General features: G+C 71.2%; 22 protein-coding genes. 4 read left to right on the top strand and 18 right to left on the bottom strand.

What is annotated here, in order from left to right; all coding sequences use genetic code 11:
* Positions 1–819, bottom strand: a complete 819-nt coding sequence (locus tag OG718_RS16390) for a rhomboid family intramembrane serine protease (protein ID WP_143638418.1) — start codon at positions 817–819, stop codon at positions 1–3.
* A gap of 103 nt (positions 820–922) precedes the next feature.
* On the opposite strand from OG718_RS16390, the gene OG718_RS16385 reads away from it, so the two are divergent.
* On the top strand, positions 923–1,270 hold the full coding sequence (locus tag OG718_RS16385; RefSeq protein ID WP_143638420.1) for a hypothetical protein: 348 nt from the start codon (positions 923–925) through the stop codon (positions 1,268–1,270).
* 92 nt (positions 1,271–1,362) lie between these two features.
* Here OG718_RS16385 and OG718_RS16380 read toward each other — a convergent pair whose 3' ends face one another.
* Together OG718_RS16380 and OG718_RS16375 are read right to left on the bottom strand one after the other, a co-directional pair.
* Complete coding sequence (locus OG718_RS16380; RefSeq protein ID WP_328844479.1) at positions 1,363–2,763, bottom strand: FAD-dependent oxidoreductase; 1,401 nt, start codon at positions 2,761–2,763, stop codon at positions 1,363–1,365.
* A 55-nt stretch (positions 2,764–2,818) separates the two neighbouring features.
* Positions 2,819–3,817, bottom strand: a complete 999-nt coding sequence (locus OG718_RS16375) for a DUF4349 domain-containing protein (protein WP_143638424.1) — start codon at positions 3,815–3,817, stop codon at positions 2,819–2,821.
* A gap of 183 nt (positions 3,818–4,000) precedes the next feature.
* Between OG718_RS16375 and hemG the strand changes: the two genes are divergently transcribed.
* A complete protein-coding gene (gene hemG, locus OG718_RS16370; protein ID WP_328844478.1) occupies positions 4,001–5,476 on the top strand; it encodes a protoporphyrinogen oxidase in 1,476 nt (491 codons plus the stop codon).
* A 4-nt stretch (positions 5,477–5,480) separates the two neighbouring features.
* Complete coding sequence (gene hemQ / locus OG718_RS16365) at positions 5,481–6,212, top strand: hydrogen peroxide-dependent heme synthase (protein ID WP_143638428.1); 732 nt, start codon at positions 5,481–5,483, stop codon at positions 6,210–6,212.
* Between the two features lie 85 nt (positions 6,213–6,297).
* Here hemQ and OG718_RS16360 read toward each other — a convergent pair whose 3' ends face one another.
* From OG718_RS16360 to OG718_RS16295, 14 genes are all read right to left on the bottom strand, one after another.
* Positions 6,298–7,872 (bottom strand): alpha/beta hydrolase, encoded by a 1,575-nt coding sequence (locus tag OG718_RS16360; RefSeq protein WP_328844477.1) that lies wholly within the window; start codon positions 7,870–7,872, stop codon positions 6,298–6,300.
* Positions 7,873–8,001: 129 nt separating this feature from the next.
* Positions 8,002–8,775, bottom strand: coding sequence for a TIGR04222 domain-containing membrane protein (locus OG718_RS16355; protein ID WP_328844476.1), 774 nt, complete (start codon positions 8,773–8,775; stop codon positions 8,002–8,004).
* A gap of 103 nt (positions 8,776–8,878) precedes the next feature.
* Positions 8,879–9,751 (bottom strand): DUF4142 domain-containing protein, encoded by an 873-nt coding sequence (locus OG718_RS16350; RefSeq protein WP_328844475.1) that lies wholly within the window; start codon positions 9,749–9,751, stop codon positions 8,879–8,881.
* Between the two features lie 420 nt (positions 9,752–10,171).
* On the bottom strand, positions 10,172–11,629 hold the full coding sequence (locus tag OG718_RS16345; RefSeq protein WP_328844474.1) for a DUF692 domain-containing protein: 1,458 nt from the start codon (positions 11,627–11,629) through the stop codon (positions 10,172–10,174).
* A 170-nt stretch (positions 11,630–11,799) separates the two neighbouring features.
* Positions 11,800–12,609, bottom strand: a complete 810-nt coding sequence (locus tag OG718_RS16340; RefSeq protein ID WP_143638438.1) for a DUF4142 domain-containing protein — start codon at positions 12,607–12,609, stop codon at positions 11,800–11,802.
* Positions 12,610–12,796: 187 nt separating this feature from the next.
* The gene (locus OG718_RS16335) at positions 12,797–13,993 is read right to left on the bottom strand and encodes a glycoside hydrolase family 64 protein (protein ID WP_373466146.1); all 1,197 of its coding nucleotides are present in this window, start codon (positions 13,991–13,993) and stop codon (positions 12,797–12,799) included.
* A gap of 233 nt (positions 13,994–14,226) precedes the next feature.
* Complete coding sequence (locus tag OG718_RS16330) at positions 14,227–15,768, bottom strand: amidohydrolase family protein (RefSeq protein ID WP_443055087.1); 1,542 nt, start codon at positions 15,766–15,768, stop codon at positions 14,227–14,229.
* Positions 15,765–16,400 (bottom strand): FMN-binding negative transcriptional regulator, encoded by a 636-nt coding sequence (locus OG718_RS16325; RefSeq protein ID WP_143638444.1) that lies wholly within the window; start codon positions 16,398–16,400, stop codon positions 15,765–15,767. The genes OG718_RS16330 and OG718_RS16325 overlap by 4 nt, the downstream gene beginning before the upstream one ends.
* A gap of 47 nt (positions 16,401–16,447) precedes the next feature.
* Entirely contained in the window at positions 16,448–17,455 is a 1,008-nt protein-coding gene (locus OG718_RS16320) for an ABC transporter ATP-binding protein (RefSeq protein ID WP_328844473.1), read from the bottom strand.
* On the bottom strand, positions 17,445–18,470 hold the full coding sequence (locus OG718_RS16315) for an ABC transporter ATP-binding protein (protein WP_328844472.1): 1,026 nt from the start codon (positions 18,468–18,470) through the stop codon (positions 17,445–17,447). Before OG718_RS16315 ends, OG718_RS16320 begins: the two co-directional genes overlap by 11 nt.
* Positions 18,471–18,477: 7 nt before the next feature.
* Positions 18,478–19,392 carry an ABC transporter permease gene (locus OG718_RS16310; RefSeq protein ID WP_143638448.1) on the bottom strand — a complete coding sequence of 305 codons (915 nt, stop codon included), beginning with the start codon at positions 19,390–19,392 and terminating at the stop codon, positions 18,478–18,480.
* Positions 19,385–20,308, bottom strand: coding sequence for an ABC transporter permease (locus OG718_RS16305; RefSeq protein WP_328844471.1), 924 nt, complete (start codon positions 20,306–20,308; stop codon positions 19,385–19,387). Before OG718_RS16305 ends, OG718_RS16310 begins: the two co-directional genes overlap by 8 nt.
* Positions 20,305–21,807, bottom strand: coding sequence for a M14 family zinc carboxypeptidase (locus OG718_RS16300; RefSeq protein WP_328844470.1), 1,503 nt, complete (start codon positions 21,805–21,807; stop codon positions 20,305–20,307). The genes OG718_RS16305 and OG718_RS16300 overlap by 4 nt, the downstream gene beginning before the upstream one ends.
* 12 nt (positions 21,808–21,819) lie before the next feature.
* A complete protein-coding gene (locus tag OG718_RS16295) occupies positions 21,820–23,424 on the bottom strand; it encodes a peptide ABC transporter substrate-binding protein (protein ID WP_328844469.1) in 1,605 nt (534 codons plus the stop codon).
* Between the two features lie 172 nt (positions 23,425–23,596).
* Here OG718_RS16295 and OG718_RS16290 point away from each other — a divergent pair, with 172 nt between their 5' ends.
* Positions 23,597–24,610 carry a transposase gene (locus OG718_RS16290; protein WP_328844468.1) on the top strand — a complete coding sequence of 338 codons (1,014 nt, stop codon included), beginning with the start codon at positions 23,597–23,599 and terminating at the stop codon, positions 24,608–24,610.
* A gap of 15 nt (positions 24,611–24,625) precedes the next feature.
* Here OG718_RS16290 and OG718_RS16285 read toward each other — a convergent pair whose 3' ends face one another.
* Positions 24,626–26,053: a cellulose binding domain-containing protein gene (locus OG718_RS16285; protein WP_143638454.1), complete on the bottom strand. Its 1,428-nt coding sequence runs from the start codon at positions 26,051–26,053 to the stop codon at positions 24,626–24,628.
* Positions 26,054–26,089 lie beyond the last annotated feature (36 nt).

Here is a 26,089-nt window from a genome sequence, read left to right as displayed (position 1 = left end):
TCACCAGCGGGGGTGTGCTCTTCTGCCCCACAGGAGGCCTCGGGGCTCGGGTGGGGGTGGGGTACCGGGGCGCAGGGGCCAGGCGAGGAGCATGCCCGCCAGGAAGCCGACGACGTGGGCCACGTACGCCACGGTGCCGGCCGCCGAGACTCCGGTGCCCGACGAGTAGACCGCCTGCAGGACGAACCAGGAGCCCAGGACGATCCACGCGGGCAGGCGCAGCGGCAGGAAGATCAGGAACGGGACGAGGACCCAGACCCTGGCCTTCGGATAGAGCACCAGATACGCGCCCAGGACGCCGGCGATCGCACCCGACGCGCCGATCAGCGGGTCGCCCGAGTCGGCGTTGACGAGGGCGAAGCCGTACGCCGCCGCGTAGCCGCAGGCCACGTAGAACAGCACGTAGCGGATGTGGCCGAGGCGGTCCTCGATGTTGTTGCCGAAGATCATCAGGAACAGCATGTTGCCGAGCAGGTGCAGCCAGCTGCTGTGCAGGAACATCGCCGTGAGCACCGACACCGGGGGCGACTTGTCGTAGCCGGGCGGGCCGACGACGCAGCCGGCGCCCTGCGGGCCCACGCCCACGTCACCGGTGGGGACGGTCGTCGGGGTCTGCCCGTGGATCAGCTCCCTGGGCACCGCCGCCCAGTGGTCCAGGAACGCCTGGAGGTGGCACAGCTGGGCAGGGCCGCTCTCGCCGGTGATCGAGCTCGCCACACCCGGAGTGGCCAGGAACACCACGAAGTTGGCGGCGATCAGCGCGTACGTCACATACGGCGTGCGACGGACCGGGTTTACGTCATGGACGGGTATGACCACGCGGAAATCCTGCCCGGGTTCGGGGGACTCTGAACGGGACCGCGGGCGTGTGCGTATGTTTCGGCAACCGTCGTGATCCAAGCAACACGTGAGGAACAGGTCAATGAACGACCGAGTCACTCAGCCCCTGATCGCCACGCCGGACGGAGAGGCGGAGCTTTCCCTCGTGGTCAGGCTGTCGTGGGAGGACGTGGCCGCGCTCGGCCAGGAGGCCGGTCGGTTGTCCGCCAGTATGCAGCGGCCCGTGACGTTGGACGAGGCGGTGAGCCATCGGCTGCGGAGCCGGCAGGCGGGGTCGCACGCTCGGCCTCAGCAGGCGCCGCCGATGCCGCCGTCGGCGGTGTCTGCGCCTGCGGTGTCGACGGTCTCGTCGTTGCCTCGGTCGCCGGGTGAGCAGGCTCGGCAGGCCATAGAGAAGATCAACGGGAACGGGTCGGCCCAGGGGGCCTGAGCGGGGGTGGCGGCTGCGGGTTCGTTGTGGCTGGTCGCGCAGTTCCCCGCGCCCCTTGTGGGGCGCCCTCCCCGCAGCCAAGAAGTCCGGCGTCAAGCCGTCCTTCCTCGTACCGCGATCACCGCCTTGCGGGCCGCTACCAGGATGGGGTCCCAGACCGGGGAGAACGGTGGGGCGTAGCCGAGGTCCAGGGCTGTCATCTGTTCGACCGTCATGCGGGCGGTGAGGGCCACCGCGGCGATGTCGACGCGTTTGGCGGCGCCTTCCTGGCCGACGATCTGGACGCCGAGGAGGCGGCCGGTGCGGCGTTCGGCGAGCATCTTGACCGTCATGGGGTCGGCGCCCGGGTAGTAGCCCGCGCGGCTCGTCGACTCGATGGTGACCGTCTCGAACTGGAGGCCCGCCCGGCGGGCGTCCTTCTCGCGCAGGCCGGTACGGGCGATCTCCAGATCGCAGACCTTGCTGACCGCCGTGCCGACGACGCCGGGGAACGTGGCGTAGCCGCCGCCGACGTTCGCGCCGATCACCTGGCCGTGCTTGTTGGCGTGGGTGCCCAGGGCGATGTGGCGTTCGCGGCCCGAGACCAGGTCGAGGACCTCGACGCAGTCGCCGCCCGCCCAGATGTTCTCGTGCCCGCGCACCCGCATCGCCAGATCGGTCAGCAGCCCCTTGTGGTCACCGAGTGGCAGCCCCGCGGCCTCGGCGAGCGCGGTCTCGGGACGTACGCCGATGCCGAGGACCACCACGTCCGCCGGATACTCGTCGTCCTCCGTCGCCACCGCGCGGACCCGGCCGTCCTCACCCGTCAGGATCTTGGTGACCTCGGCGTCGTTCACCATAGTGATGCCGAGACCCTCCATGGCCTCGTGCACCAGACGGCCCATGTCCGGGTCGAGCGTCGACATGGGTTCCTGGCCGCGGTTGACGACCGTCACCTCGTACCCGCGGTTGATCAGCGCCTCGGCCATCTCCACGCCGATGTACCCCGCGCCGATCACCACCGCGCGGCGGCCCGCCGTGAGGGCGAGCGTGTCGAGGAGTGCCTGCCCGTCGTCGAGGGTCTGCACGCCGTGCACCCCGGGCGCGTCGATGCCGGGGAGCGCCGGCCGCATCGGGTGGGCGCCCGTCGCGAGCACGAGCTTGTCGTACGACGTCCACGCCTCGGCCCCGGACTCCAGATCCCGGAAGCGTACGCGGCCGCCCGCCACGTCGAGTTCCGTGACCTCCGTACGCATCCGCAGGTCGATCCCGCGCGCCCGGTGCTCCTCCGGAGAGCGCGCGATCAACTGGTCCCGGTCCGTGACGTCACCGCCCACCCAGTAGGGGATGCCGCACGCGGAGTAGGAGCTGAAGTGGCCCCGCTCGAACGCCACGATCTCCAGCTCGTCGGGGCCCTTCAGACGGCGCGCCTGGGACGCGGCGGACATGCCCGCCGCGTCCCCACCGACGACCACCAGGCGCTCTTGGGAACGGCTCGCACGGCTCATGCTCATACGAACACGCTACGGGGCGTCGCTGTTTCGGTCCCGCCAGTGCCGTTCGGGTCGTTCAGTCCTTGTCGTCGCCCTCTCCTCGGATCGGCGGGGCGACCGGCAGCGAACCTGTGCCCGCACCCGCGCCGCTCGGCGCCGCCGCGACCGGGCGGGCCGGCGTGCGGCCGCGCAGGAAACGCACCCACAGGAACAGCAGCAGCGCCGCGCCCACCAGGAAGGGCAGGACCGCCCCGAGAGCCAGCGCGATCCAGCGGAACATGGTGACGAACGCGTCCCAGCCGCCACCGAGCGCGTCCGCGAATCCCGGGTCGTCGTCCTCGACGACCTTCTTCACCGGTGTCTCGGACAGCGACAGGGTGATCGTGGCCAGGCTCGTACGGTCCTTCAGGGACGCCTGCTGGGCCAGCAGCGACTCCAGGTCGGCCTGACGGGTGCTCAACTCGCCCTCAAGGGTGACCACATCGCTCAACTTGGTCGCCTGGTCCATCAGCTCGCGGATGCGCACCACGCTGGCGCGCTGCGACTTGATCCGGCTCTCCACGTCGACGACCTGCTCCGTGACGTCCTCGGCCTTCGCCCTGCGGTCGATGAGCTTGCCCGAGCCCTCCAGCTCCGTGAGCACCTCCTCGTACTTGTCCGAGGGCACTCGCAGGACGACACGGGAGCGTTCGCGGCCCTCGGAGTCGCGGTCCGTGGTCTCGTTGCCGACCATGCCGCCCGCGTTCTCGACCACCGTGCGGGTCTCGTCGAGGGACTTCGGCACATCCTTGACCTGCACGGTCAGGGACGCGGTGTGGATGATGTGGGCGGTCAGCTTCGGTGGCGCGGCGGCCTGTTCGCTCTTGCCGCCGCTCGCGTCGCTGTCGGCCGCGCCCGCGCCCGCCTCGTTCGCGCCCGGGGCGGCGGCCTTGTCGCCGCTCGAACTCGCGCCTCCGTCGTCGGCCGCGCCCGTGCACCCGGTCAGCGCGAGGGCGGCGGCGAGCGCGAGCGCCGAAAGGATCTGGACAGGTCGTGCGGATCGGTGCCTGGTCGTACCACTGCCACGCGTCTGCATATCGGCTTACCCCCGAGGGTGTCGTGATGACTGACGCTCCTACGACGCAGAGCCCTTGTGAGACGTTGGCCGAATCCGGTCCCGAAGAGGTCACGGTCGGGACTCGTCATGGACACCCTCACCGGCACGTTCACGGGTACCGGGGCCCGCGGGACCGTCGGTGGGGTCTGGGACAGTGGAGACATGCACGCAGACACACGTACGGGCACGGGTCATGTCGTCGTCATCGGGGGCGGTATCGCCGGTCTGGCCGCCGCCCACCGGCTGCTGGACGGCGGAGCGCGCGTGACCGTGTTCGAGGCCTCGGACCGGCTCGGCGGCAAGCTGCTGCCCGGCGAGATCGCCGGAGTGCGGGTCGACCTCGGTGCCGAGTCGATGCTCGCCCGGCGGCCCGAGGCGGTGGCGCTCGCCCGCGAGGTGGGCCTCGCCGACCGGCTCCAGCCGCCCGCGACGGCGAGCGCCTCGATCTGGACGCGCGGGGCATTGCGGCCCATGCCCAAGGGGCACGTCATGGGCGTCCCCGGCGACGCGGCGGCCCTCTCCGGAGTCCTCTCGGAGGAGGGCCTGCGCCGGATCGAGCGCGACCGCGACCTGCCGCGCACGGAGGTCGGCGACGACGTGGCGGTGGGGGAGTTCGTCGCCGCGCGCCTCGGCCGTGAAGTTGTCGACCGCCTCATCGAGCCCCTCCTCGGCGGTGTCTACGCGGGCGACGCGTACCGCATCTCGATGCGCTCGGCCGTCCCCCAGCTCTTCGAGGCGGCCCGCACCCACACGTCGTTGACGGAGGCGGTCCGCGAGATCCAGGCGAGAGCGGCACAGAACCAACAGACAGGGCCGGTCTTCACCGGTATCGAGGGCGGCATCGGCGGGCTCCCGCTCGCCGTCGCGGAGTCGGTCCGCGCGCGGGGCGGCGAGATCGTCACGGGAGCACCGGTGACGGAGCTGCGGAGGGTCGAGGGCGAGGCGGACGGCAGCGGGCGCTGGCGTGTCGTCGCCGGTGGTGACGTCCTCCATGCCGACGCCGTCGTGGTGGCGGTGCCCGCCGGTGCCGCGGCCGGACTGCTCGGCGCCGAGGCCCCGGCCGCCGCGGCCGAGCTCGCGACCGTCGAGTACGCCTCCATGGCACTGATCACCCTCGCCTACCGCCGCGACGAGATCGCCCTCCCCGAAGGCAGCGGTTTTCTGGTGCCGCCTGTTGACGGGCGCACCATCAAGGCCTCGACGTTCGCCTCCCAGAAGTGGGGGTGGATCGCGGAGGAGGACCCGGACGTGGTGGTCCTGCGCACGTCCGTCGGGCGCTACGGCGAGACGGAGATCCTCGGCCGGGACGACGCCGGCCTCGTCGACGTGTCGCGGCACGACCTGCGCGAGGCCACCGGCCTGCACGCCGAGCCCGTCGAGACCCGGGTGACCCGCTGGACCGACGGACTGCCCCAGTACCCGGTCGGGCACCACGCGCGCGTGGCCCGCATCCGTGAGCACGTCGGCAAGCTGCCGGGCCTCGCAGTCTGCGGAGCGGCGTACGACGGCGTCGGCATCCCGGCCTGTGTCGCGAGCGCGAACGCGGCCGTGGACAAGCTGACCGGCGACCGCGCAGGACTGACGGACGCGCTGAGCGCGAACCCGGTGCAGAGCCTGCACGGCGGAGCGGGAGAATAGCCCCATGAGTGACGACGCCCCCACCACCGGCCAGGCCAGGATTCCGAACGCCGGCAAGAAGGCCAAGGACCTGAACGAGGTCATCCGCTACACCCTCTGGTCCGTGTTCAAGCTGCGTGACGTCCTGCCCGTGGACCGCGCCGGGTACGCGGACGAGGTCCAGGAGCTCTTCGACCAGCTCGACGCCAAGGACGTCACGGTCCGCGGCACGTACGACGTGTCGGGGCTGCGCGCCGACGCCGACCTCATGATCTGGTGGCACGCCGAGACGGCCGACCAGCTCCAGGAGGCGTACAACCTCTTCCGCCGTACGAAGCTGGGCCGCGCGCTGGAGCCGGTCTGGTCGAACATGGCGCTGCACCGGCCGGCGGAGTTCAACCGCTCGCACATCCCGGCGTTCCTCGCCGACGAGACGCCGCGCAACTACATCAGCGTGTACCCCTTCGTGCGCTCCTACGACTGGTACCTGCTGCCGGACGAGGACCGTCGCCGGATGCTCGCCGACCACGGCAAGATGGCCCGGGGGTACCCGGACGTGCGTGCCAACACGGTTGCCTCGTTCTCGCTCGGTGACTACGAGTGGATGCTCGCGTTCGAGGCCGATGAGCTGTATCGGATCGTGGACCTCATGAGGCACCTGCGTGCGTCCGAGGCGCGGATGCATGTCCGGGAAGAGGTGCCGTTCTATACCGGGCGGCGTAAGTCTGTTGCTGAGCTGGTTGCCGGGCTTGCGTAGTCGCTCCGCGGGTGGGCTGGTACGTCGGCTGCGGGTGTGTGGGGGCTGGTCGCGCAGTTCGCCGCGCCCCTGAAGGGCGCCGCCTCTAAAGGGGCGCTACCGGGGTTGGCTCCTTGTGTGGTGCGCAGGTTGCGCGGCGCATCGGGAGCTCGCCCTCCAGCAAGTACGCGTCCAAATAGGCGTTGACGCAGGCGTTGGAGCCGCCGCCGATGCCGTGGGTGCCCGATGCCCGCTCGGTCACCAGGACCGAGCCGGACAGGCGCTGGTGCAGCTCCAGGGCACCGGTGTACGGCGTCGCCGCGTCTCGTTCCGCCGCCAGGATCAGCGTCGGCGGCAGCTCGCCCGGTGATGTGCGTACGTCGAGCGGACGCTGCCGGGACAGGGGCCAGTAGGCGCAGGGCAGGTTCATCCAGACGTTGTCCCAGGTCTCGAACGGGGCCACGCGTGCGAGCCGGGTGTTGTCGCGGTCCCAGGTGTGCCAGGCCCGGGGCCAGGGCGCGTCGTTGCACTCGGTGGCGATGTAGACCGCCTTGCTGTTCTCCTGCTCCTCCACCGCGTCCGGGTTCGGCCCCGCCTGCCGGATCAGCGGCTCCGGATCGCCCTTCAGATAGGCGGAGAGCGCCAGCGCGCGCTGCGGCCAGTAGTCGTCGTAGTACCCGGCCTGCAGGAACGTGCTCTGGAGCTGACCCGGACCGACCTTGCCGCCCGCGGGTTCGGCGGCGAGCCGCGCCTTCGCACGCTCGTAGCTGCGGAGCACCTCCTCCGGCGTGCGGCCCAGCCCGTACACCTTGTGGTGCTTGGCCATCCACGTGCGGAAGTCGGCCCAGCGGCCCTCGAAGGCGACCGACTGGTCGAGGTTGTTCCGGTACCAGACCTTCTCCGGGTCCGGGTTCACGGCCGAGTCGAAGACCATCCGGCGTACGTGCGAGGGGAACAGCGTCGCGTACAGCGAGGCGAAGTACGTGCCGTACGAGGCCCCCATGAAGGTCAGCTTCCGTTCGCCGAGGGCGGCGCGCAGGACGTCCAGGTCGCGGGCGTTGTTGAGCGAGGAGAAGTGCCGGATCTCGCGCCCCGACCGCTCGACGCAGCCCCGCGCGAACGCCTTGGCCCGCGCGACGCGTTCCTTCTTGTACGACTCCGAGGGGTACGTCGGCGACTGTGTGGGGCCCTTCAGGAGCCGCTTCGGGTCCTGGCAGGAGAGCGGCGCCGAGCGGCCGACCCCGCGCGGGGCGTAGCCGACGAGGTCGTACGCCCCGGCGATGCGCTTCCACTCGGGGATCATGCCGATCAGCGGGAAGTACATGCCGGAGGCGCCGGGGCCGCCGGGGTTGAAGACCAGCGAGCCCTGCCGCGGGACCGGCCGTTTGCCGTCCTTGCCGGTGGCCTTCACCCGGCTGACGGTCAGTTTGATCTTCTTGCCCTCGGGGTGTGCGTAGTCGAGCGGCACCTCCACCGTGCCGCACTGCAGGCTGCCCGGGGTGTCCTGCTCCTGAGAGCAGTTGCCGAACCGGATGCCCTCGGCGGCGGCGCGCTGGGCGGCGACCGCCGTGCCGTGCAGCTCGGTCCAGCCGAGGGGGGTCTGGGCGCTGCCCGCGGGGGCGGCGACGACGGCGGTCAGAACCAGGGACCCGGCCGTTCCGTAGAGGGCGGCAGCTCGCATCGCGTTCCCTTCAGTGCACGGCAGCAACAAAAGGGATATTTCGTTTGGTACTTGGCGAAGTAAAGCACCGGCCCGCCGGTGTCGGCGCAATGACCCCGATGCGCGCCCGGCGTGCGTCCAGGGCGCGTTCTAGGCGTGCGGCTCGCGGTGCGCGAAGGCCGCCCGCAGATCCGGTTCGCCGATCGCGCGGATGCCGCGTACGGCCACGGTGGTCAGGTACGTACGGTCGTCGCTGCCCGTGTCGGCGCGGCGGGCCAGGGCGCTGAGCAGGTGCTGGCCCGCGGGGGAGGCCCAGCGCGTGTAGGGGTGGACCTCGATCCGGGCGATGGCGAGGCAGCTCAGCGTGAGGATGAGGGGGAGCGTGAACCAGATGGCCACCAGGGCCCGGTTCTCCTGCGCCTGAGAAGGCATCAACAGGGCGACCGCTCCCAGCGCGAGCACCGCCGCCGCGGCGGCCCGCACCTGGCGGACGGCGCCCGCGACGGTCGTGCGGGCGCCGTCCGGCACGGCGAGGCCCGCCGCGACGAGGCGGTCGGCGAGGACACGTACGGACTCCGCGGCGGCAGCGGTCGTACGGACCGGCGCGATCCGCGACTGTCCGTACGGGCCTATCGCGCCCAGCACCGAGCGCTCCATCTCGTCCCGGCCGCGCGGGTCCACGACGGTCGCCCAGCCCGTGTGGGCGAGCAGGAGGCGGTGCTGGCGGGCCATCGACACCAGCGTCAGATCGGCGACCCGCGCGGGGCCGCCCGACAGGAACGCGGCCTCGTACAGGGTGAGGCCGCGGCCGTGGAACCGGTCCGTCTCGTCGACGGCGGCGGCGCGGACGGAGGCCAGGCACAGACGCGTACAGGTGGTGCCGGCCGCGACCCAGGCCAGGAGCAGGAGGAGGACCCAGAACATGCGGGATTTCTATGCGAAGGAGGCCGGGGCGCGCCACGGCTTGTTCACAATTTGGACGGAGCGTCGTCGCAGTGTGACGTTTCGCTTCGGTGCGTTCCGGTTCTCAGGGCTTCTTGTTCCCGGACTTGTCCCCGCCCGTGTCCCCGTCCTTCGAGGCCTCGGAGTTCTTGGGCCCCTTGGGATCCTTCGGTTCGTCGTCCTCCGGTGGGCGGCTCGTCGCGGGCGGCGGCAGGGTGTACGTCGGCGAGGCGGAGCGGGCGGCCGGGGACGGGGAGACCGGGACGGGCGGGCTCGGGGAGTCCGTCGGACCGGGCGGGGCGGGGGAGCTGGTGAGCGGCGGCGGGTTCGCGGTGGCCGCGTCCCGGGCCAGGGCGTCGAAGTCGACGAGACCGGTGGCCTCCAGGACCGTGATGTGGTCCAGGACCGTGGTGTTCGCGTCGTCGGCGAGGCGGCGGACGAGCGAGTTACGGGTGTTCGCGCGGACCTGGGCGACGAGGCCGAAGACCTTGCCGTGCGCCTTGCGCAGGATGTTCGCGAACTGCACGTCGTATTCCTCGCCCCGTGCCGCGCTCAGCGTGCCGAGCCAGGCCTGCTGCTGCTCGTTGGGCTGGTTGGGCAGCTGGAGGCCGAGCTGTGAGGCCACTTCGCGCACACGCTCGTCCAGGAACGTGTGGCCCTCGACGAGGTGCTCGCCCGCCGTCCTGACGGCCTGGGTCGTACCGCGTTCCTCGGCCTGCTGGCCGGCGGGCAGCTCCCAGAGGCCCGCGAGCCGCACCTTGGTGACGAAGTCGCGGTCCAGCGCGGACAGCGGACCGTACCTCGTCGACAAGGTCTGGGCGTTCAGCGTGTCCACACCGGTGCCCGACCGGTCCGAGTACGACCAGATCGGGAAGATCAGCGCCACGAGGGTCGCCGCCAGGCCCGTGACGATGAGCCCGGTGCCGCTGAACAGTCTGCGGCTGTTGATGGATCGCATGGTGCCTCCTGTTGCGGCACCGCACGTTAGTGCGCTTCGGGTCGGGGCTGGAATATTACTGCGCGGTGTACGTCAACTGAGGTACGGGTTCGGACGGTTGCCGTACGAATCCGGACAGACGGCCGCAGGCGGGGCGTTTTCGCAGGTGGAGGCGGTGCGGCGGCGCGCGGGCGACGACGGGCGGGCTTCCGCGCACCACGCGCACGCGCGGGGTGCGCCCGGCGTCGGCCGGATGCGAGCCCGCGCGCCCGGACGCCGAGCCAGGGGCACTGAGCAGGCAAGGGGCCCGCGGTTCTGTACAGATTCGGCGCCCATGTCGCCCGGTGAGCGATGTCACGCGGTGACGAAGGCCTCTACGCCCGGCGTCGACTCGGTCTCAACGCCCCGGCGGGACCCGTCATCGCCTCGGCAGGACGGGCCTCATCGCCTCAGCAGCACCCGTCGCGTGGCACGGGCCAGCCGCGCCGCCGGGTGCTGCGACAGCGGCGCGGGACCCGAGCGCTCCAGCCACCAGGCGCTCACCCGCCGCCGTACGTCCGGGTCCTCCAGCCGGCCGCCCAGCAGCAGATGCTCGGCGAAGTCCAGCGCGTCCCGCCGGTAGCCGCCGGTCATCGGGTGGCCGTGCGCGTACGCGAGGAACGCCTTGCGGTACGCCCCCGCCAGAATCTCCGGCAGCTCCGGCGCGACCTTGGCCACGACGTCGGCCCGCTTGCCCGCCAGCGCCCGGGCCTGCACCGAAAGGCGGGTCCCGTCGAAGCCCTCCGGCACGGGCGTCCCGGCGACCAGCGCGGACAACAGGGCCGCCTGCGCGAGGGCGAGCCGCTGGCGGGAGGGGTCGGTGGACGGCGATGCCTTCCACGCGTCACCGGAATCGGGGGAGTCGGTGTGGTCGCCTGAATCCGGCTCGGCGGTTCCGGGGGTGTCGGAGGTGCCATCGGCGGATGCCCGCTCGGCGGCGGGGCTCGCGGCAGCGTCGTCCGGGACCTCCGTCGGCTCCGGTGCCTCCGATGCCTTCGGAACCACCGAATCCGATGCCTTCGGAACCACCGAAAGGGCACCCTTCTCCACCGTCTCCCGTATCGCCGTCAGCTCTCGCTCCAGCTCGGCAGGTGCGGGGAAGTTCTCGTCGCGCTCCAGGAGCACGCCCGGCGGGCGGACCCGGGAGGACAGGTCGGCGAGGATCGCGAGGACGGCCGGCGGCACGGCGTGGGCGTGGCTGTCGTGCCAGACGCCGTCGCGTTCGAAACCGCCGGCGACATGGACGTACGCGATGGCCTCGACGGGCAGTTCGTCCAGGGCCTTGGCGGGGTCCTCGCCGCGGTTGACGTGGTTGGTGTGGAGGTTGGCCACGTCGATGAGGAGGCGTACGCCGGTGCGGTCCGCGAGGTCGTACAGGAACTGTCCCTCGGTCATCTCCTCGCCCGGCCAGGAGATCAGCGCCGCGATGTTCTCCACCGCGAGCGGCACGGGCAGCGCGTCCTGGGCGATGCGGATGTTCTCGCAGAGGACGTCGAGGGCGTCCCGGGTGCGGGGGACGGGCAGCAGGTGCCCGGCCTCCAGGCGGGGCGAGGCGGTGAGCGCCCCGCCCGCCCGGACGAACGCGATGTGCTCGGTGACCAGCGGGGAGCCGAGGGCCTCGGCGGCCGCCGCGAGGTCGGCGAGCTTTCCCTCGTCGGGGCGGTCGGCGCCGCCGAGCCCGAGCGACACCCCGTGCGGAACGACCGTGACGCCGCGCTCGCGCAGCCGCACCAGCGACTCCGGGAGGTGCCCCGGGCACACGTTCTCCGCGACGGCCTCGACCCAGTCGATGCCGGGCATGCCCTCCACGGCCGCCGCGATCTCCGGCCGCCACCCGATTCCCGTACCCAAGCGCTTCATCGCGTCCCCCTCCTTCACCACGGCTTCACCAGGACCTGTGCGTCGTCTCCTTCGACGGACCTGTTGTTCCGGCGTGACGGGGTCATGGCCCCGGGAAGCGGGGCCGAACCCATCGGCGGGGACGTTCAGAGCAACATTTGAGCTTCGGGACGGGCTGAGGTCATCCCTCGCTAGGGCGAGGGAGTGGGCGAGGCCCCGCCCGGATTGTCCGGGTCCTCGGCTTCCGGCCGGTTCGTGTTGACCGTGCCCGGCGCACCCGGTGAGGGCCGCGAGGTGGTCTGGATGTCGCCTGACGCCTCCGCGGGCGGGGCGGCGGGCGGGGCCACGCCCGAGACCGGCGGCGGCGGACCACTCGGGCTGGCCGTCGATCCGGCCACCGAGTCGTTGGCGATCGCGTCGAAGTCGATCGCGCCGGTCTTCTCCAGCACCGTGATGTGGTCGAGCACGGTCTGGTTGGTGTCCGAGGCGAGCTGACGCACCAGCGTGTTGCGCGTCTGGTTCCGGACCGTGCCGATCACCGGGAAGATCTTGCCGTGCGCGGACCGGAGGAGGTTCGCCCACACCTTCACGTAGTCCTCGTCCGACGCCGCGGACATCTGGTTCAGCCAGCCCTGCTGCTGCTCGGTGGGCTGGTTCGGCAGTTCGAGACCGAGATCCCGCGCGACGCTGCGTGCGCGCTTGTCGAGGTCGGTATGGCCGACGATCAGGTGGTCGGCCGCCTCCCGCACCGGACCGCTCGGGAAGCGCTCGGCAGCCTGCTGGCCCGCCGGCAACTCCCACAGACCTGCCAGCCGCACGCGGTTGATCAGGTCGCGGTCGTTGGCGGTCAGCGGCCCCCAACGCGTCGGTACGGTTCCGGAGGCGAGGTTCGCCTCTCCCGTACCGGCGCGGTCGGCGTACGACCACACGGGGAACGCGAGCGCGCCGAGTGTGCCGACGAGTGCCACGATGACGAGGGCCGTGCCGTTGATACGCCGCAAAGGTGCCTCCCGGGATATGCCAACTGGTCGTTGGGAATCTGTACTTGGCCAGCGCAGGGAGATACGTGCGGGGCGGGCGGTGTGTTCAACGGTCGATGTTCGGTGAGTCACTTTTGTTGTTCGGGCGTGTCGCGAGGACCGGGCAGGTCCGCCCGGTCCTCGCGACACGCTGTCGGGCCGGGCCCGCTCAGCTGAACGGGTCCAGCGTGATGTACGCCGTCTGCGGGTTGCTGTCGTTGACCAGCGACTCGTGGTTGCCGACGTCGTCGAAGGCGAAGCCGTACGCCTTGCCGTCGGCCATCTGGGCGTGGATCTTCCGGGAGTAGTGGTTGGTCACGGTGTCCTGGTAGAAGCCCGCGGAACTCGTGTCGGGCTGGTTGGGGTTGGTCAGGAGCGTGGACCGGTTGTAGCCCGCGCACAGGGTGCGGGAGATCGGGCCGCGCACCAGGTCGTTCGGCGCGTCCAGATGCTTGTGGCAGCCGAAGATGCTGTCCGAGTCGGGCTTCTGGAAGCTGGTCACGACGGCGCCGGAACTGTTGGTGAAGTTCATGACGTTGCCGGAGACCCTGCCGTAGTACTTGGTGGCCGGCTGGTTCGCGAACGGTGTCACCGTGAGCGTGGAGGTGGCGTACTTGCTCCACACCCGGTTGACGTAGTCGTTCATGACGGTGCTCGGCAGGGCGCCGGACTCGATGCCGTGGCCGGGTGCGAGGGCCCGCAGGACGGTTCCGTCGGAGCGGGTCTTGATGAGGTTGGCCCAGCCGCCGGGCTGGCCCCTGAGGGCGTTGAAGAAGCCGTTGTAGCCGCCCGGCTTCAGGTGACCGGTGTTCTTGACGGTGCCGGCGGTGTTCTTGACGCCGACCGCGTACGGGGCCGAGAACATGTCCACCTGTGTGCTGTTGATCCACAGTCCGGAGTCGTTGAGCGTGTACTCGGTCCAGTTGAAGAGGATGTTCGCGTTCGGGTCGGTCGGGTTCTGCACCGCGGGCTGTACCAGACCGCCGGTGGTCAGCTTGAAGACGAGCTTCTGGCCGTACGAGAAGTAGACCCGGCCGGAGAACTTCGGCATGCGGATCGTCCTGCTCTGGCCGTTGGCCGGTCCGGCGATCGACGCGTCGGGTGCGGGGGTCGGCGGGTTGCCGCCGGCGGGCCAGGCGTGGAACGTGCCGTTCGCGTCGGCCCAGCCCTGCTGGCCGGTCGAGAGCAGGGTCCCGATGTTGTAGATGTAGATCTGGTCGCCGCGCCCGGAGTTGTTCTTGAACTCCAGCGGGATGGTCGTGGGCACCGCGGCTTCGGCGTGGGACGCGGGGCCCACCGTCGTGAGTCCCGCGGTGACGGTTGCCGCGGCGACCAGAGCCACCAGCGCTTTCCGTAGGGCAAGCACGCTCGTCCTCCTGCCAGGTGGGCTTCTCCCACCGGAGTCGAAATGCGACGGACGGATGGTCTGGGGCCGCGTCCCGTCATGGGGAGGCAAGAAGAGGCGCGGCCCCTTCCGGTCGTTTGAGAGCGCTCTCAGAGTGTCCCTCTGAATGGGACACGTCAAGGTCTAGACCAAGATGGTCATCGTCGGGCCGGCATCGACGTCCGGGACCGCGCACACCGTCGTGCGGGAACAGGTCACGACGACGGGCCGTGGGTCCAGGCACCGGCCAGCAGCGTGGCGTGCACGGGCATCTCACGCAGGGTCCGGGTGTCCGCGGTGAGCGGGTCGGCGTCGGTCACCACCAGGTCGGCCCGGTCGCCGACCCGGATCAGCCGCCTCCCCCGGGACGAGCCGGCGAGGGCGTCCGCCACCGGTATCCGCTGCTCCGGGTGCCACGGCGGGCGCTCGTCGCCGGTGCGCGTCACGGCGGACGCCATGGTCAGCCAGGGGTCGAGCGTGGCGACGGGGGCGTCGGAACCCAGCGCCAGGACGGCCCCGGCGGCGAGCAGGTCGGCGAAGGCGTAGGCCCGGTGGGTCCGGCCCGCCCAGTGCCGGTCGGCGACGTCCCGGTCGTCCACCGCGTGGGTGGGCTGGATGCTCACGGTGACGCCCAGCTCGGCGAAGCGCGGGATGTCCTTGGCGGCGAGCAGCTGGCCGTGCTCGATCCGGCCGTGGCAGCGCACCTCCTCGAAGGCGTCGAGCGTCATCTCGTTGGCGCGGTCCCCGATCGCGTGGATCGCGGGTTCGATCCCGTGGGAGGAGGCGCGGCGCAGCAGGGACACCAGTTCCTCCGGGGGCAGCTGCTCCAGTCCGTGGGAGCCGGGCTCGCCGGGGACGGCGCCCGGGTACGCCTCGTGGCACAGCGCGGTGCGGGTGTTGAGCGAACCGTCGGTCAGCAGCTTGAACGGCCCGACCTCCAGCAGCCCGCCGGGGGTGTCCAGGGTCTGGCCGGTGCGGAGCCCGCGGCTGATCGCCGCATCGAGCTGAGGGGACCAGATGGAGGCCGCCACGCGGAGCGGCACCGCGGCGCCGTTCATCCGGCGGGTCCAGTCGGCGATGTTGTCGGCGTACTCGAAGTCGACGATGCCGGTGATCCCGCGCGCGGCGGCGGCGACGCAGGCCTCCTGCACCCATTGGTCCGTCAACTCCACCGAAGCGGTGGGGAGTTGGGCCATGGCCTGGATGCACTCGTCCTCGCGCAGCAGTCCGGTGGGGTGGTCTCCGCGCCCGACCAGGGCGAGTCCGGCCGAGTTGAGCCAGGCGGAGTGCAGATCCATGCTGATCAGCAGGGTGGGGCGGTCCGGGACGAGGGCGTCGAGCAGGTCCTTGTGGGGCGCGTCCGGCCACAGTCCGTCGCGGAAGCCGTGGCCGATCATCGGCTCACCGGCCGGGAGGGCGGCGGCCTGTCGGCCTGCCGCGTCCGCGGCCTCCCGCGCCGAACGGGCGCCGGACACGTCGAGCCGTCGGCGCAGGCCCGCCCACTGGACCATGTGTACGTGCGAGTCCCACAGCCCCGGCAGCAGCGTACGGCCGTCGAGGTCGAGGCTCTGGCCGTCGGCCCGCGGTGATTCACCCGCGGGGAAGACGGCCTTGACGAGGCCTGACTCGATACGGACATCGCTCAGCGGTCCGCCCGCGCCGAGGCGGACGCGGCGCAGGGTGAGCGGCTCGGCGGTGGCCGAGGGGGTGCCGGGCGCTGCGGTGTTCGGGCCGGTCACGGTGTTCGTGTTGCTCACGGCTTCCTCCGGATGTCGCGCATGGCGCGGGCGAGTTCGGGGCCGGCGTGCGGCCGGCCGGATTCGAGGGCGTCGGCAAGACGGAGGACGGTCTCCTCGCGCTCGTCCTGGCTGAGCTTCGCCTTGGCCGTCACCTTCGTGGCGGGCAGCCGGAATCCGGTGACGGCGGCGGCGATCCGGTGGGCGTAACTCTCCACCCGGGCCAGCCGCCATGGCTCGGGAAAGCGGTCCTCGAAGTGGTCGACGGTGGCGGACAGTACGTCGTAGGTGCCTGCCGGGTCGAGGACCTCGGGGTGGCCGTGGACATGCAGGACCGTGAAGTTCCAGGTCGGGACGTGAGGTGTCTCCCCGTACCAGCTCGGCGAGATGTAGCCGTGCGGTCCCTGGAGCACGACGACGACCTCGTGGGAGCCGAGTTCGTGCTTCCTGGCGTCGGTCCCGGCGAGGTGGCCGAGCAGCGTGCAGCCGGCGTCCCCGGAGTCCTGTCGCGAGTCGTCCACCAGCACCGGCAGATGGGAGACGACCAGTCCGCGGTGGGCGGTGTGACTGATCAGGGTCGCCCACGGGTGGGCCCGTGCGAGACCACGGATCCACCCGGGGTCGTCGACCCGGAAGACCTCCTGCTCCAGCATGTGCGCTGTTCCGTCCTGTCAGTTCCGAGCCGTGGGTTGTGGGGCCGTCAGTTCTCGGGGAAGTGGCAGGCGACCTGCCGCCGCCCGTCGGCTGCCGGCGCGGTCGGCACCGGCCGCTCCGCGCCGCAGAGGTCCTGGCTCTTCCAACAGCGCGTGTGGAAGGCGCACCCGGCGGGTGGCCGGGTCGGGCTGGGAGGGTCGCCCTGCAGCACGATGCGGCCGGTGGCGCCCCGGCTCCGCGGGTCCGGATCGGGGACGGCCGAGAGCAGCGCCCGGGTGTACGGATGCGCGGGGCGGGAGTAGACGGTGTCGCGGTCGCCGTGCTCGATGATCCGCCCCAGATACATGACGGCGACCTCGTCGGCGACGTGCCGGACCACGGCCAGATCGTGCGCGATGAACAAGTAACTGAGCCCGAACTCCCGCTGCAGTTCCTTGAACAGGTTGATGACCTGCGCCTGCACGGACACGTCGAGCGCCGACACCGGCTCGTCGCAGACCAGGATCTTCGGGCGGAGCGCGAGTGCCCGTGCGATGCCGAGGCGCTGGCGCTGTCCGCCGGAGAACTGGTGGGGGTGGCGGTGCGCGTGCCCGGGGTCGAGCCCGACCATGTGCAGCAACTCGTGTGCCCAGGACGCGCGTTCCTTCTTCGGCATCAGGTCGCGGTGGATGTCGAGCGGCTCACGGACGATCTCCAGCGCCGTCATCCGGGGATCGAGGGAGGTGTACGGGTCCTGCATGACCAGCTGGATGTCGCGCCTGCGGCGCCGCAGCTCGGCCGACGGCAGAGTGAGGAGATCACGGCCCTCGACGAGCACGGTGCCGGAGGTGGGCCGGTCCAGGGCCATCAGCAGGCGGGTGAGGGTCGACTTGCCGCATCCGGACTCGCCCACCAGACCGAGGGTGGAGCCCCGCCGCAGGGTCAGGTCGACGCCGTCGACGGCCTTGACCGTGGCCCGGCGCCCGCCGCCCAGGGGCAGCCCGCCGGACCGGTAGTGCTTGACCAGGCCGCGGGCCTCGAGCAGCGGGGCACCGGTCGGGACGTCATCGGGCACCTGAGACCTCCAGCGGGTAGTGGCAGGCGACGAGACGTGCGGGCGGGGCCGGGAGCAGCATCGGCTCCTGTGTCGCGCAGCGTTCACCGGCGTTGGGGCAGCGGGGGTGGAAGGCGCAGCCGGAGGGCAGCAGGCCGGGTCCCGGCGGGCTGCCCGGGATCGGGGTGAGGTCGTCGGTGTCCCCGTCGAGGCGGGGCACGGCGGCGAGCAGCCCGCGCGTGTAGGGGTGCGCCGGCCGGTCGTACAACTCCTGGACCGGGGCCTGTTCCAGGATGCGTCCGGCGTACATGATCGCGACCCGGTCGGCGGTGCCCGCGGCGAGTCCCAAGTCGTGGGTGATGAGCAGCAGGGCGGAGCCGGTCTCCTCGCGGAGTTCGGCGAGCAGTTCCATGATCTGTGCCTGCACGGTGACGTCCAGGGCGGTGGTGGGTTCGTCGGCGATGAGGACGTCGGGGCCGAGCGCCACCGCCATCGCGATCATGATCCGTTGCCGCATGCCGCCGGAGAACTGGTGCGGGTGGTCGCGGTAGCGGTGGGCCGGGTCGGGGATGCGGACCCGGGCCATCAGCTCGACGGCCCTGGCGCGGGCCTCGCGGCGGCCGACGCCCTCGTGGGCCCGTATCGTCTCGGCGATCTGGAAGCCCACGGTGAGGGTGGGGTTGAGGGCGGAAAGGGAGTCCTGGAAGACCATCGCGATGCGCTTGCCGCGCAGGGCACGGAGCAGGTCCGGGGCCAGCGTCAGCAGGTCCGTGCCCCGGTGGCGGGCGGTGCCGCCGACCCGGGCCGTGGTGGCGGGGAGCAGGCCCATGACGGCCATCGCGGAGATGCTCTTGCCGGAGCCGGACTCGCCGATGAGCGCGAGGGTCTCCTCCTCGTGGAGGGTGAACGAGACTCCGTGGACGACCCGTTGGGCGGCGCCGGACCGGGACAGCACGTCGACGGTGAGGTCCTGGACGTCCAACAGTGGCGCGTTCAGCGGGGCTTTCACGGTCGTGTGGCTGGTCGTGTCGTCCATGGGGGAGTCACCGGCCTCTCGGATCCAGGGCGTCACGCACGGTGTCGCCGAAGGTGATGAGCACGAAGACGGTGAAGGACAGGAAAAGCCCGGGGAAGACCAGCAGGTGCGGGTGGGTCCGGAAGGAGTTCTGGGCTCCCGCGAGCTGAAGTCCCCAGGAGATCGAGGGGGGTTGGAGCCCGACACCGAGGAACGTCAGCGCGGCTTCGGCGACGATCACTCCGCCGACCGTGATGGTGGCGAGGACGAGGACCGGGGTGAGGGCGTTCGGCAGGACGTGTCTGCGCACGATGTGCCACTGGCTCGCGCCGAGGCTGCGGGCCATCACCACGTAGTCGGCCTCGCGCACCGATCGTACCGACGCCCGTACCACCCGGGTCATGGTCGGCCAGCCGAAGAGCGCCAGCACTCCGGCCACGGTCGGCACGTCCCGGGTGGTGAAGCTGTTGAGGACGACGATCGCGCCGAGCAGGAACGGGAAGCCGAGGAAGACGTCGGTGATCCTGGCGATCACGCTGTCGACGATCCGCCCGGCCATCCCTGCGAGGCAGCCGAGGACCAGTGCGACGGCGAGCCCGAGGCCGGTGGCGAGCAGGCCGACGCCGAGCGAGGCGCCCGCTCCGTGGATGACGTTGGCGTACAGGTCGCAGCCCTGGACGTCGTATCCGAAGGGGTGTCCGGGGGCCGGGCCCCCGGCGCTGTGGCCGAGGTCGCAGACGGTCGGGTCGCCGTGGCCGAACCAGCCCGCGAAGAGCCCCGGCGCGGCGGCGAGCAGGAGGAGCAGAAGGGCGCAGCCGCCGGTGAGGAGGAACACCGGCCTGTGGCGCAGCTCGTGCCAGGTCCCGCCCGGGGCCCCGAACGAAGCCTCGGGCGAAGTCCCGTGTGTCCCAAGCTTTTCAGGGGAGAGAGCGGCGTCAGTCATGGCGGATCCTCGGGTCCAGGAGGCTGTTGAGGAGGTCGACCAGGACGCTCGCGGCCAGGAAGATCAGGATGAGAGCGGTCGACACCCCCACCACCGTCGGTCCGGCGTGGGCGCGGACGGCCTGGAAGAGCAGCTGGCCGATGCCGGGGAGGTTGAAGACGCCCTCGATGATCACGGTGCCGCCGAGCAGGTATCCGAGGTCGATGGCGAGGTAGGTGACGGCCGGGATGAGGGAGTTGCGCAGCACGTGGACGCCGACCACCCGGCGCCGGGTGAGGCCCTTGGCGACGGCGGTGCGTACGTAGTCGGCGCGCAGGTTCTCGATCACCTCGGCCCTGACCAGCCGGGACACCGACGCCAGTCCGAAGGCCGCGACGCACAGCGCGGGCAGCAGATAGCTCGTCGGCCAGCCGTCGGTGGTCCCGGCGACCGGGAACCATCCCAACTGCACACCGAGGACGACCTGCGCCGTGTACGCGAGCACGAACACCGGCACGGAGGTGGCGCCGATCGTGAACGCGAGCACCGTACGGTCCGTCCACGTTCCCTGGCGCAGCGCGGCGATCACCCCGAGCCCGATGCCGACGACCGCCTCGATGCCCCAGGCGGTCAGCGCCAGCTTCAGGGTGACCGGCCAGCGGTCGGCCATCTGCTCGGCGACCGGGCGCCCGCTGAAGTCGGTCCCGAGATCGCCGTGGAAGAGCCCGGCCAGGTAGTGGCCGTACTGGACCAGCAACGGATCGTCGAGATGGTGCTGCTCGCGCAGGGCCCGCGCCACGCTCGGGGCGAGCGGCCGGTCGCCGGCGAGCGCGGCGATGGGGTCGCCCGGCAGGACGTACGTCATCGCGTAGATGACCAGGCTGATACCGAAGAAGACGAGCAGCGCCTCCAGCAGGCGGCGTATGAGGTACGTCATCCGGGGTCCCCCGAGATGTCACGGGCGCGGGCGTGGTCCGCGGCGGCCAGCAGCGCCCCGTACTGGATCCCGGCCAGCGTGGAGATCGCGATCGGGTCGCCCGTGACCGGGCCGGCCTCGCGCTCCCACGTCTCGTACGTCTCCAGCAACTCCCCGTGGCAGCGTCGTACTTCGGGAGTGGCGGTGCCCGCGACCACCTCCGCGTTCAGGGCGCGCAGCAGCATGCCCCCGAAGCGGACGCGGAGACTGTGCACACCGGCTTCGCAGTCGAAGCGTTCGGACACCGTGGCGGCCCGGTCGGGCAGTTCGTCGGCGCGGGCCGACTCCATCGTCGCGAGTTCGGCCAGCGACGGTACGAAGTCGCGGACCGCCCGCAGGAACGGGGACCGGATGGTCAGGTGCGGGTTCGCCGCGTCGAGGATGCCGCCGAGGAAGGTCCCGGCCTCGCCCAGCGCCCGCGCCCGGCCCCGGACCACGTCGGCGTGGCGCTGCTCGGTCGGCGTGTTGTCGTCGGCGTCCGGATGGCTCCAGTGCGGGACCTCGGTGACGAAGTAGAAGGTGCCGTAGCGCTCGGCGTACGCGGCGCTCGACGAGCCCGCGATCTTGGCGGCGGCGTCGACGCCGAGCCCTTCGAGATAGTCGTACGCGTCCTTCATGTCGATGCAGCCGTAGACGGCGGGGGAGTAGACCGGGGCGTGGGCGGCCTCGGGTTCGCCGGTCGCCAGCGGCATGCCGAGGGAGGCCGGGATCTCGGTCAGGACGCCGTACAGCTCCGGAGCCGGACGGTTCATGTAGTAATAGACGCCGCCCGCCTCGCAGTTGTGCAGGGTGGTGAGAAAGCGTGGCCGGGTGGCGTCCAACAACCGCATCAGCGCCAGGGTTTCGGGCAGTACGCGGTCGAACCACGCCTTCTTGTAGGCGAACGGGAAGGTCCACTCGACCTGTTCGTTGCCGGCGGGCCGGTAGAAGTGGCGTCCGTAGTTGCGCTTGTCGGTCGGGGTGGCGAACCAGCCCTCGTTGAGGCGGGCCCCGTCCGGGTCGATGCAGGGCACGATGTGCCAGGCCCCGCCGAAGTGCCCGCGCAGCTCCGGGCCTTCGCACAGGGCGGTGGCCAGGTGCAGGGCGGTGACCGCGCCGACCGGCTCGTTGGGGTGCACCCCGCCGACGACGACGTATCCGCCGTCCCCGTCCGTCGTGAGGCTCGCGGGTCCTTCGCCCACCGTGAAGCAGTACAGGGGTTCGCCCAGGGTGGAGGTGCCGATCCGGCTCTCGGTCACCAGGCCGGGATGAGCTGCGGCCAACTGCCTGAAGGAGGCGAGGAGTTCGTCCACGGCCGGGTAGGCGTGGGTCTCGGGGACGGTCGCCGCGTGCCGTACCCAGTTCCCGGGGGGCGGCATGGCGGGGGCGGACTGCTCGGATGTCGCGGCGGTCATGCTGGTGCGGATCTCCGGGGTGTCGGGGGTACGGGGGCGCGGGTGCCGGCGGACGCGTACGTGCACGGTGCGGGACGGTCAGCCGACGACGGATATCCGGCTGAGCTCGACGTCGGCCGGGCCCACGGTCACCCCGGTCACCCTGGGGGTGCTGGCGTAGATGTAGCTGCCGTAGAAGAGCGGGATCACCGGGAAGTCCTGGAGGATGCGCCTCTGCGCTTCGTTGTAGAGCTTCGCGGCCGAGGCCGTGTCGGGCGCGCTGTCGGCCCGCTGGAGCAGCTTGTCGACGTCGCCGTCGCTGTAGTGGCTGCACACCTGGCAGCCGCCGGCCTCGGTGAAGATGCCGCGCAGGGTCGCCTGCATGCTCGGGTAGAGGGCGCCCCAGTGCGAGTGGTTGAGCCCGGTGATCTTCCCGCCGAACGCCTTCTCGCTGAACTCGGCCCAGTCTGCGGTCGGTTGGGCCCTGACGTCGGCGATGTCCAGGTTCTGCCTGAGCTGGTTGGCGACCGCCTTGTAGAGCTCGTCGAGGCCGAGCCCGCCCGGGTAGGTGATCGTCAGCTCACCGGACCAGCCGCCCGCCTCCTTGAGCAGTTTCTTCGCCGCGGCCGGGTCGTACTCGCAGGCGTCGCAGATGCCGGTCTCGGCGCCGACCTCGGAGGACGGGGTGAGGGAGGTGGCCGGGGTGTAGAGGCCGCCGTAGATGGCCTTGTTGACCGCGGACCGGTCGATCGCCATGGACAGCGCCCTGCGCAGCCGGACGTCGTCGAACTTCCTGCCCTGCAGCGGCAGGCCCATGAACTCCAGCGACGGAGCGTCGTAGGTGTGCAGCCGGTCCCCGAAGTCGGCCTTGGCCTGGCCGTACTTGCTCACCGGCACATAGGCCAGGTCGATGTTGCCCGCCTGCACGTCGGTGTACGCGGTGTTGAGGTCGGCGTAGCTCTTGAAGGTGATCGCGGACGACTTCGGCTTCGGCCCCCGGTACGCCGCGTAGGCGCTGACCGTGGTGCCCTCGTCGGCCTTCCAGGCGGAGGTCATCCTGAACGGACCGTTGCCGATCGGCTTCTTGTCGTAGCCCTTGGGGTCCTTGAACGCGGCCTTCGGCATGGGGTAGAAGCCGAGCTGGCTCGGGGTGAGCTGGAGCGGGAACTGGCTGTCCGGGCTGGTGAGGGTGACGTCCAGGGTCGTGGCGTCGACGGCCTTCACGCCCGAGAGGGTCCTGGTCCTCGGCTTGCCCTTGGCCGGGTTCAGCGCCGCGTAGCCCTCGATGCCGGCGAGCTGGCCGTTGCCGGCCCAGCCGTTGGGGGCGTAGGCGGTGGCGTTCCAGGCGTCGGCGTAGCTCTGGGCGGTGACCGCCTCGCCGTTGTGGAACTTCCAGCCGGGGCGGAGCTTGATGGTCCAGTGCCGGGCGTCGGTGGAGGTCACCGACTTCGCCTGTACGTAGCTGATCCCGCCCTTGGCGTCGACCTTGACCAGCGGGGCGAAGAGCGCGCGCAGCTGGTCCCAGCCGACGGTGCTTCGGCCCGGGGTGAGATGGTCGGGCTCGGCGACGGCGACCGAGAATCCGCCGGTCCCCGCCGAACCGCCGCTGTCGTTCGAGCCGCCGGAGCAACCGGAACAGACGAGGGCGAGAACGAGGGCCGACGATAGGCTCGCCGGGGCTGTGAACATGGGTGATCTGGGCAAGACGACTCCATGGGAGAGCAGGGGCGCGCCATGGCCCGGCCCCGGGTGAAGGACCTGGGCGACCGGGTGCTCACCAGGGCGCGTACCGGGATACTGGGCGTCGCTGAGATGCCATGTCAATGCAAAGCTGCGAAACTTTTAAGATGAGATGAAAGTTTACGAGGAGGAATCAATGCCCGGCGAGGCTCCCGCCAGTACCGCGCACGACAGTTCCGGACGTCACGACGGCCCCGGACATCAGGACAGTGCCGGCGGCTGGAGCCGGGAGTCCTTCGTGGAGGAGGTCGGCCTGGTCTGGGAGGCGGCCGGGAGCAGCCGCATGGACGGCCGCATCATCGCCTACCTGCTCATCACGGATGTTCCGTACGTCTCGTCGGCGGCGCTCGCCCGGGCCCTGCGGGTCAGCGCCGGTTCCGTCTCGCTGGCTACCCGTCGCCTGGTCGAGGCCGGTTTCATCAGGCGGCACGCGGTGCCGGGGGAACGCAGCCACTACTTCCGCGTCGACGACGACGTGTGGGGCAGCTTCCTGGCCGGTGAACGCCGCTATCTGGACCGGCAGGAGCAGCTCGCCGAGCGGGCCATCGAACTGCTCGGCCCGGAGGAGGAGGCGCCCCGACGCCGACTGGGCAACATGCGCGACTACATGCGCTGGGTCCGGGGCAGCCACCACGACCTGCTGACCCAGTGGCGCACCTACCGGTCCCAGACCGCCGACCAGGGAGCTGACCGGCCGACGGACGAGACCGCGGACCCGGCCACCGGGCTCCAGGAGGAGGGCGGCCCGGCGGCCGGGGAACCGTCGCCGACGCCCGCACCGACGGACGGCGAGGAGATCCGCGACCACCGCTCCGCCACGCTGAGCCCGGTCCTGGCACGGCATCTCGTACCGGACGCGCTGTGGGCCGCCGCCGAACCGCTGCTTGCCTCAGGATCCGCGAACGAACGCGCGGCCCTCACCGCCGTGGTCTACGTCCTCACCTCGGGCTGCAGCTGGCAGCAACTCCCGGCGCAGTTCGGGATCTCGCACTCCACCGCGCACCGCCGCTTCACCGCGTGGAGCAGGGCGGACCTCTGGCAGCGGTGGCTCGACACCGTGTCCGCGGCGCCCGTGGACGCCGCGGACCTCGAATGGTGCACGACCATCGTCAGGACGGCCGCGAGCCGTCGGCCCGGCAGCGGAGGGTGACCGGCCCGGGGCCGCTCAACTGCCGGGGACGGTGTCCTCGAACGTGGTGCCCGCCCCGCGGTACGCGTTCAGCCTGGCGGTGACCTGCGCCGGCGAAAGGACCTGGTCCTTGACGTGCAGGACGTAGTCGACCTGCTGGTCGTACGCCCGCGCCGTGGTGCTGGTCTGGCCCGCGAGGTCGATCAGCCACTGGTTGAAGTTGATCGACATCGGCCGCTCCGGCAGATACGCGGAGTCATGGGTGCCGAAGAGCTGTCCGTCGATGTAGTACTTGATGGTGCTGTTGTCGATGGTCAGCACCAGGTCGTGCCAGCCGCTGAAGCTCCGACGGGCTTCGGTGTGCTGGTTGACCGCCACCCACGGGTCGGGCTGGTAGGTCTCCCAGGACGTCGTGTAGAGGATGTTGGCCGGCTCGCCCCAGCCGCCGTTGGGCAGGTACTCGAAGTCGTACTCGGCGTAGTCGTCCGCCATCGGTGCCTTGAGGTCGTTGATGGTGAAGAACGTCTGGACGAGGCGGTCGCCGTCCGGGCCGTACTTGGGCGCGTCGTTGAACCTGACCCGGGCCGCGTAGGTGCCGTTCTTGAACTTCGTCGCCCTGGTGAGGATCTCGGTCTGCTCGGTGCTCGCCGCGGTGCCGGCGGTCGAGGTCTCCAGGTTCATGATGGAGTTGCCGCCCGTGGTGGCGAAGGTGACGTTCTCGGGCGCCCAGGTGGCGCCGGGCACGCCGGGGCCACCGGAGTTGGAGCGCACGCTCCAGCCGTGCGCCGAGATCCTCGGGTCGGTGTGGCCGCTGTAGTTGAAGTCGTCGAACAGCGCGGCGCCCTCCGCCGGAGGATCGGTCGGCGGGTCGGTGGGCGGGTCCGTCGGCCCGTTGCCCGCGGGGGCCTGGCCCCACAGGAGGGTGCCGCCCGACTGGGCCGTGACCTTGGTCCAGTCTCCGTACGATGTCCGGGAGGCGCCGAACGAGTAGTCGTCGCTCTGGTTCAGGGACGCCCAGTTCGCCTGGTGGAAGCGCAGTTGCAGGTCTCCGGTGTCGGCGCCCGGGGCGAGCGAACCGGCACCGGAGGTGAAGCCGACCTCCAGGTAACGGTCGGCCGTGGCGGTCGGGTTGGCGAGCGTACCGAAGGTGCCGGTGACGTTGGCGCAGCCCTTGACGGCCCAGGAACAGGCGAAGCGGTAGGTCGCGCCCGCCGAGTCGGCCTTGAAGTAGTAGCGGACCTTGACGCCGCTCAACTGCACGCTGGTGGTGCCGGTGTTCGTCACCTTGAACCAGGGTTCGGCCTGGTCGGCGCCGGCTCCCGTGGCGCTCGTACGGTACTGGACGCTCAGCCCGTCGGCGGCCGCGCTCGCGGTGGTGGGGAGTGCCGTGAGCGCGGCGGCGCCCATGGCCACGGCGACGGCGGTGTGAGCGGTGGCGCGCAGCCTCTTCTTCGCGAGTCTCATCGTTGTTCCTCTCCAGAAAGGTGGGGGTGATTCCCG

Origin of the sequence: Streptomyces sp. NBC_00258 (genome assembly GCF_036182465.1) — a bacterium.
Lineage (GTDB): Bacteria > Actinomycetota > Actinomycetes > Streptomycetales > Streptomycetaceae > Streptomyces.
Note: the sequence above shows the minus strand (reverse complement) of the source record. Positions and strands in the feature narration are given on the sequence as shown.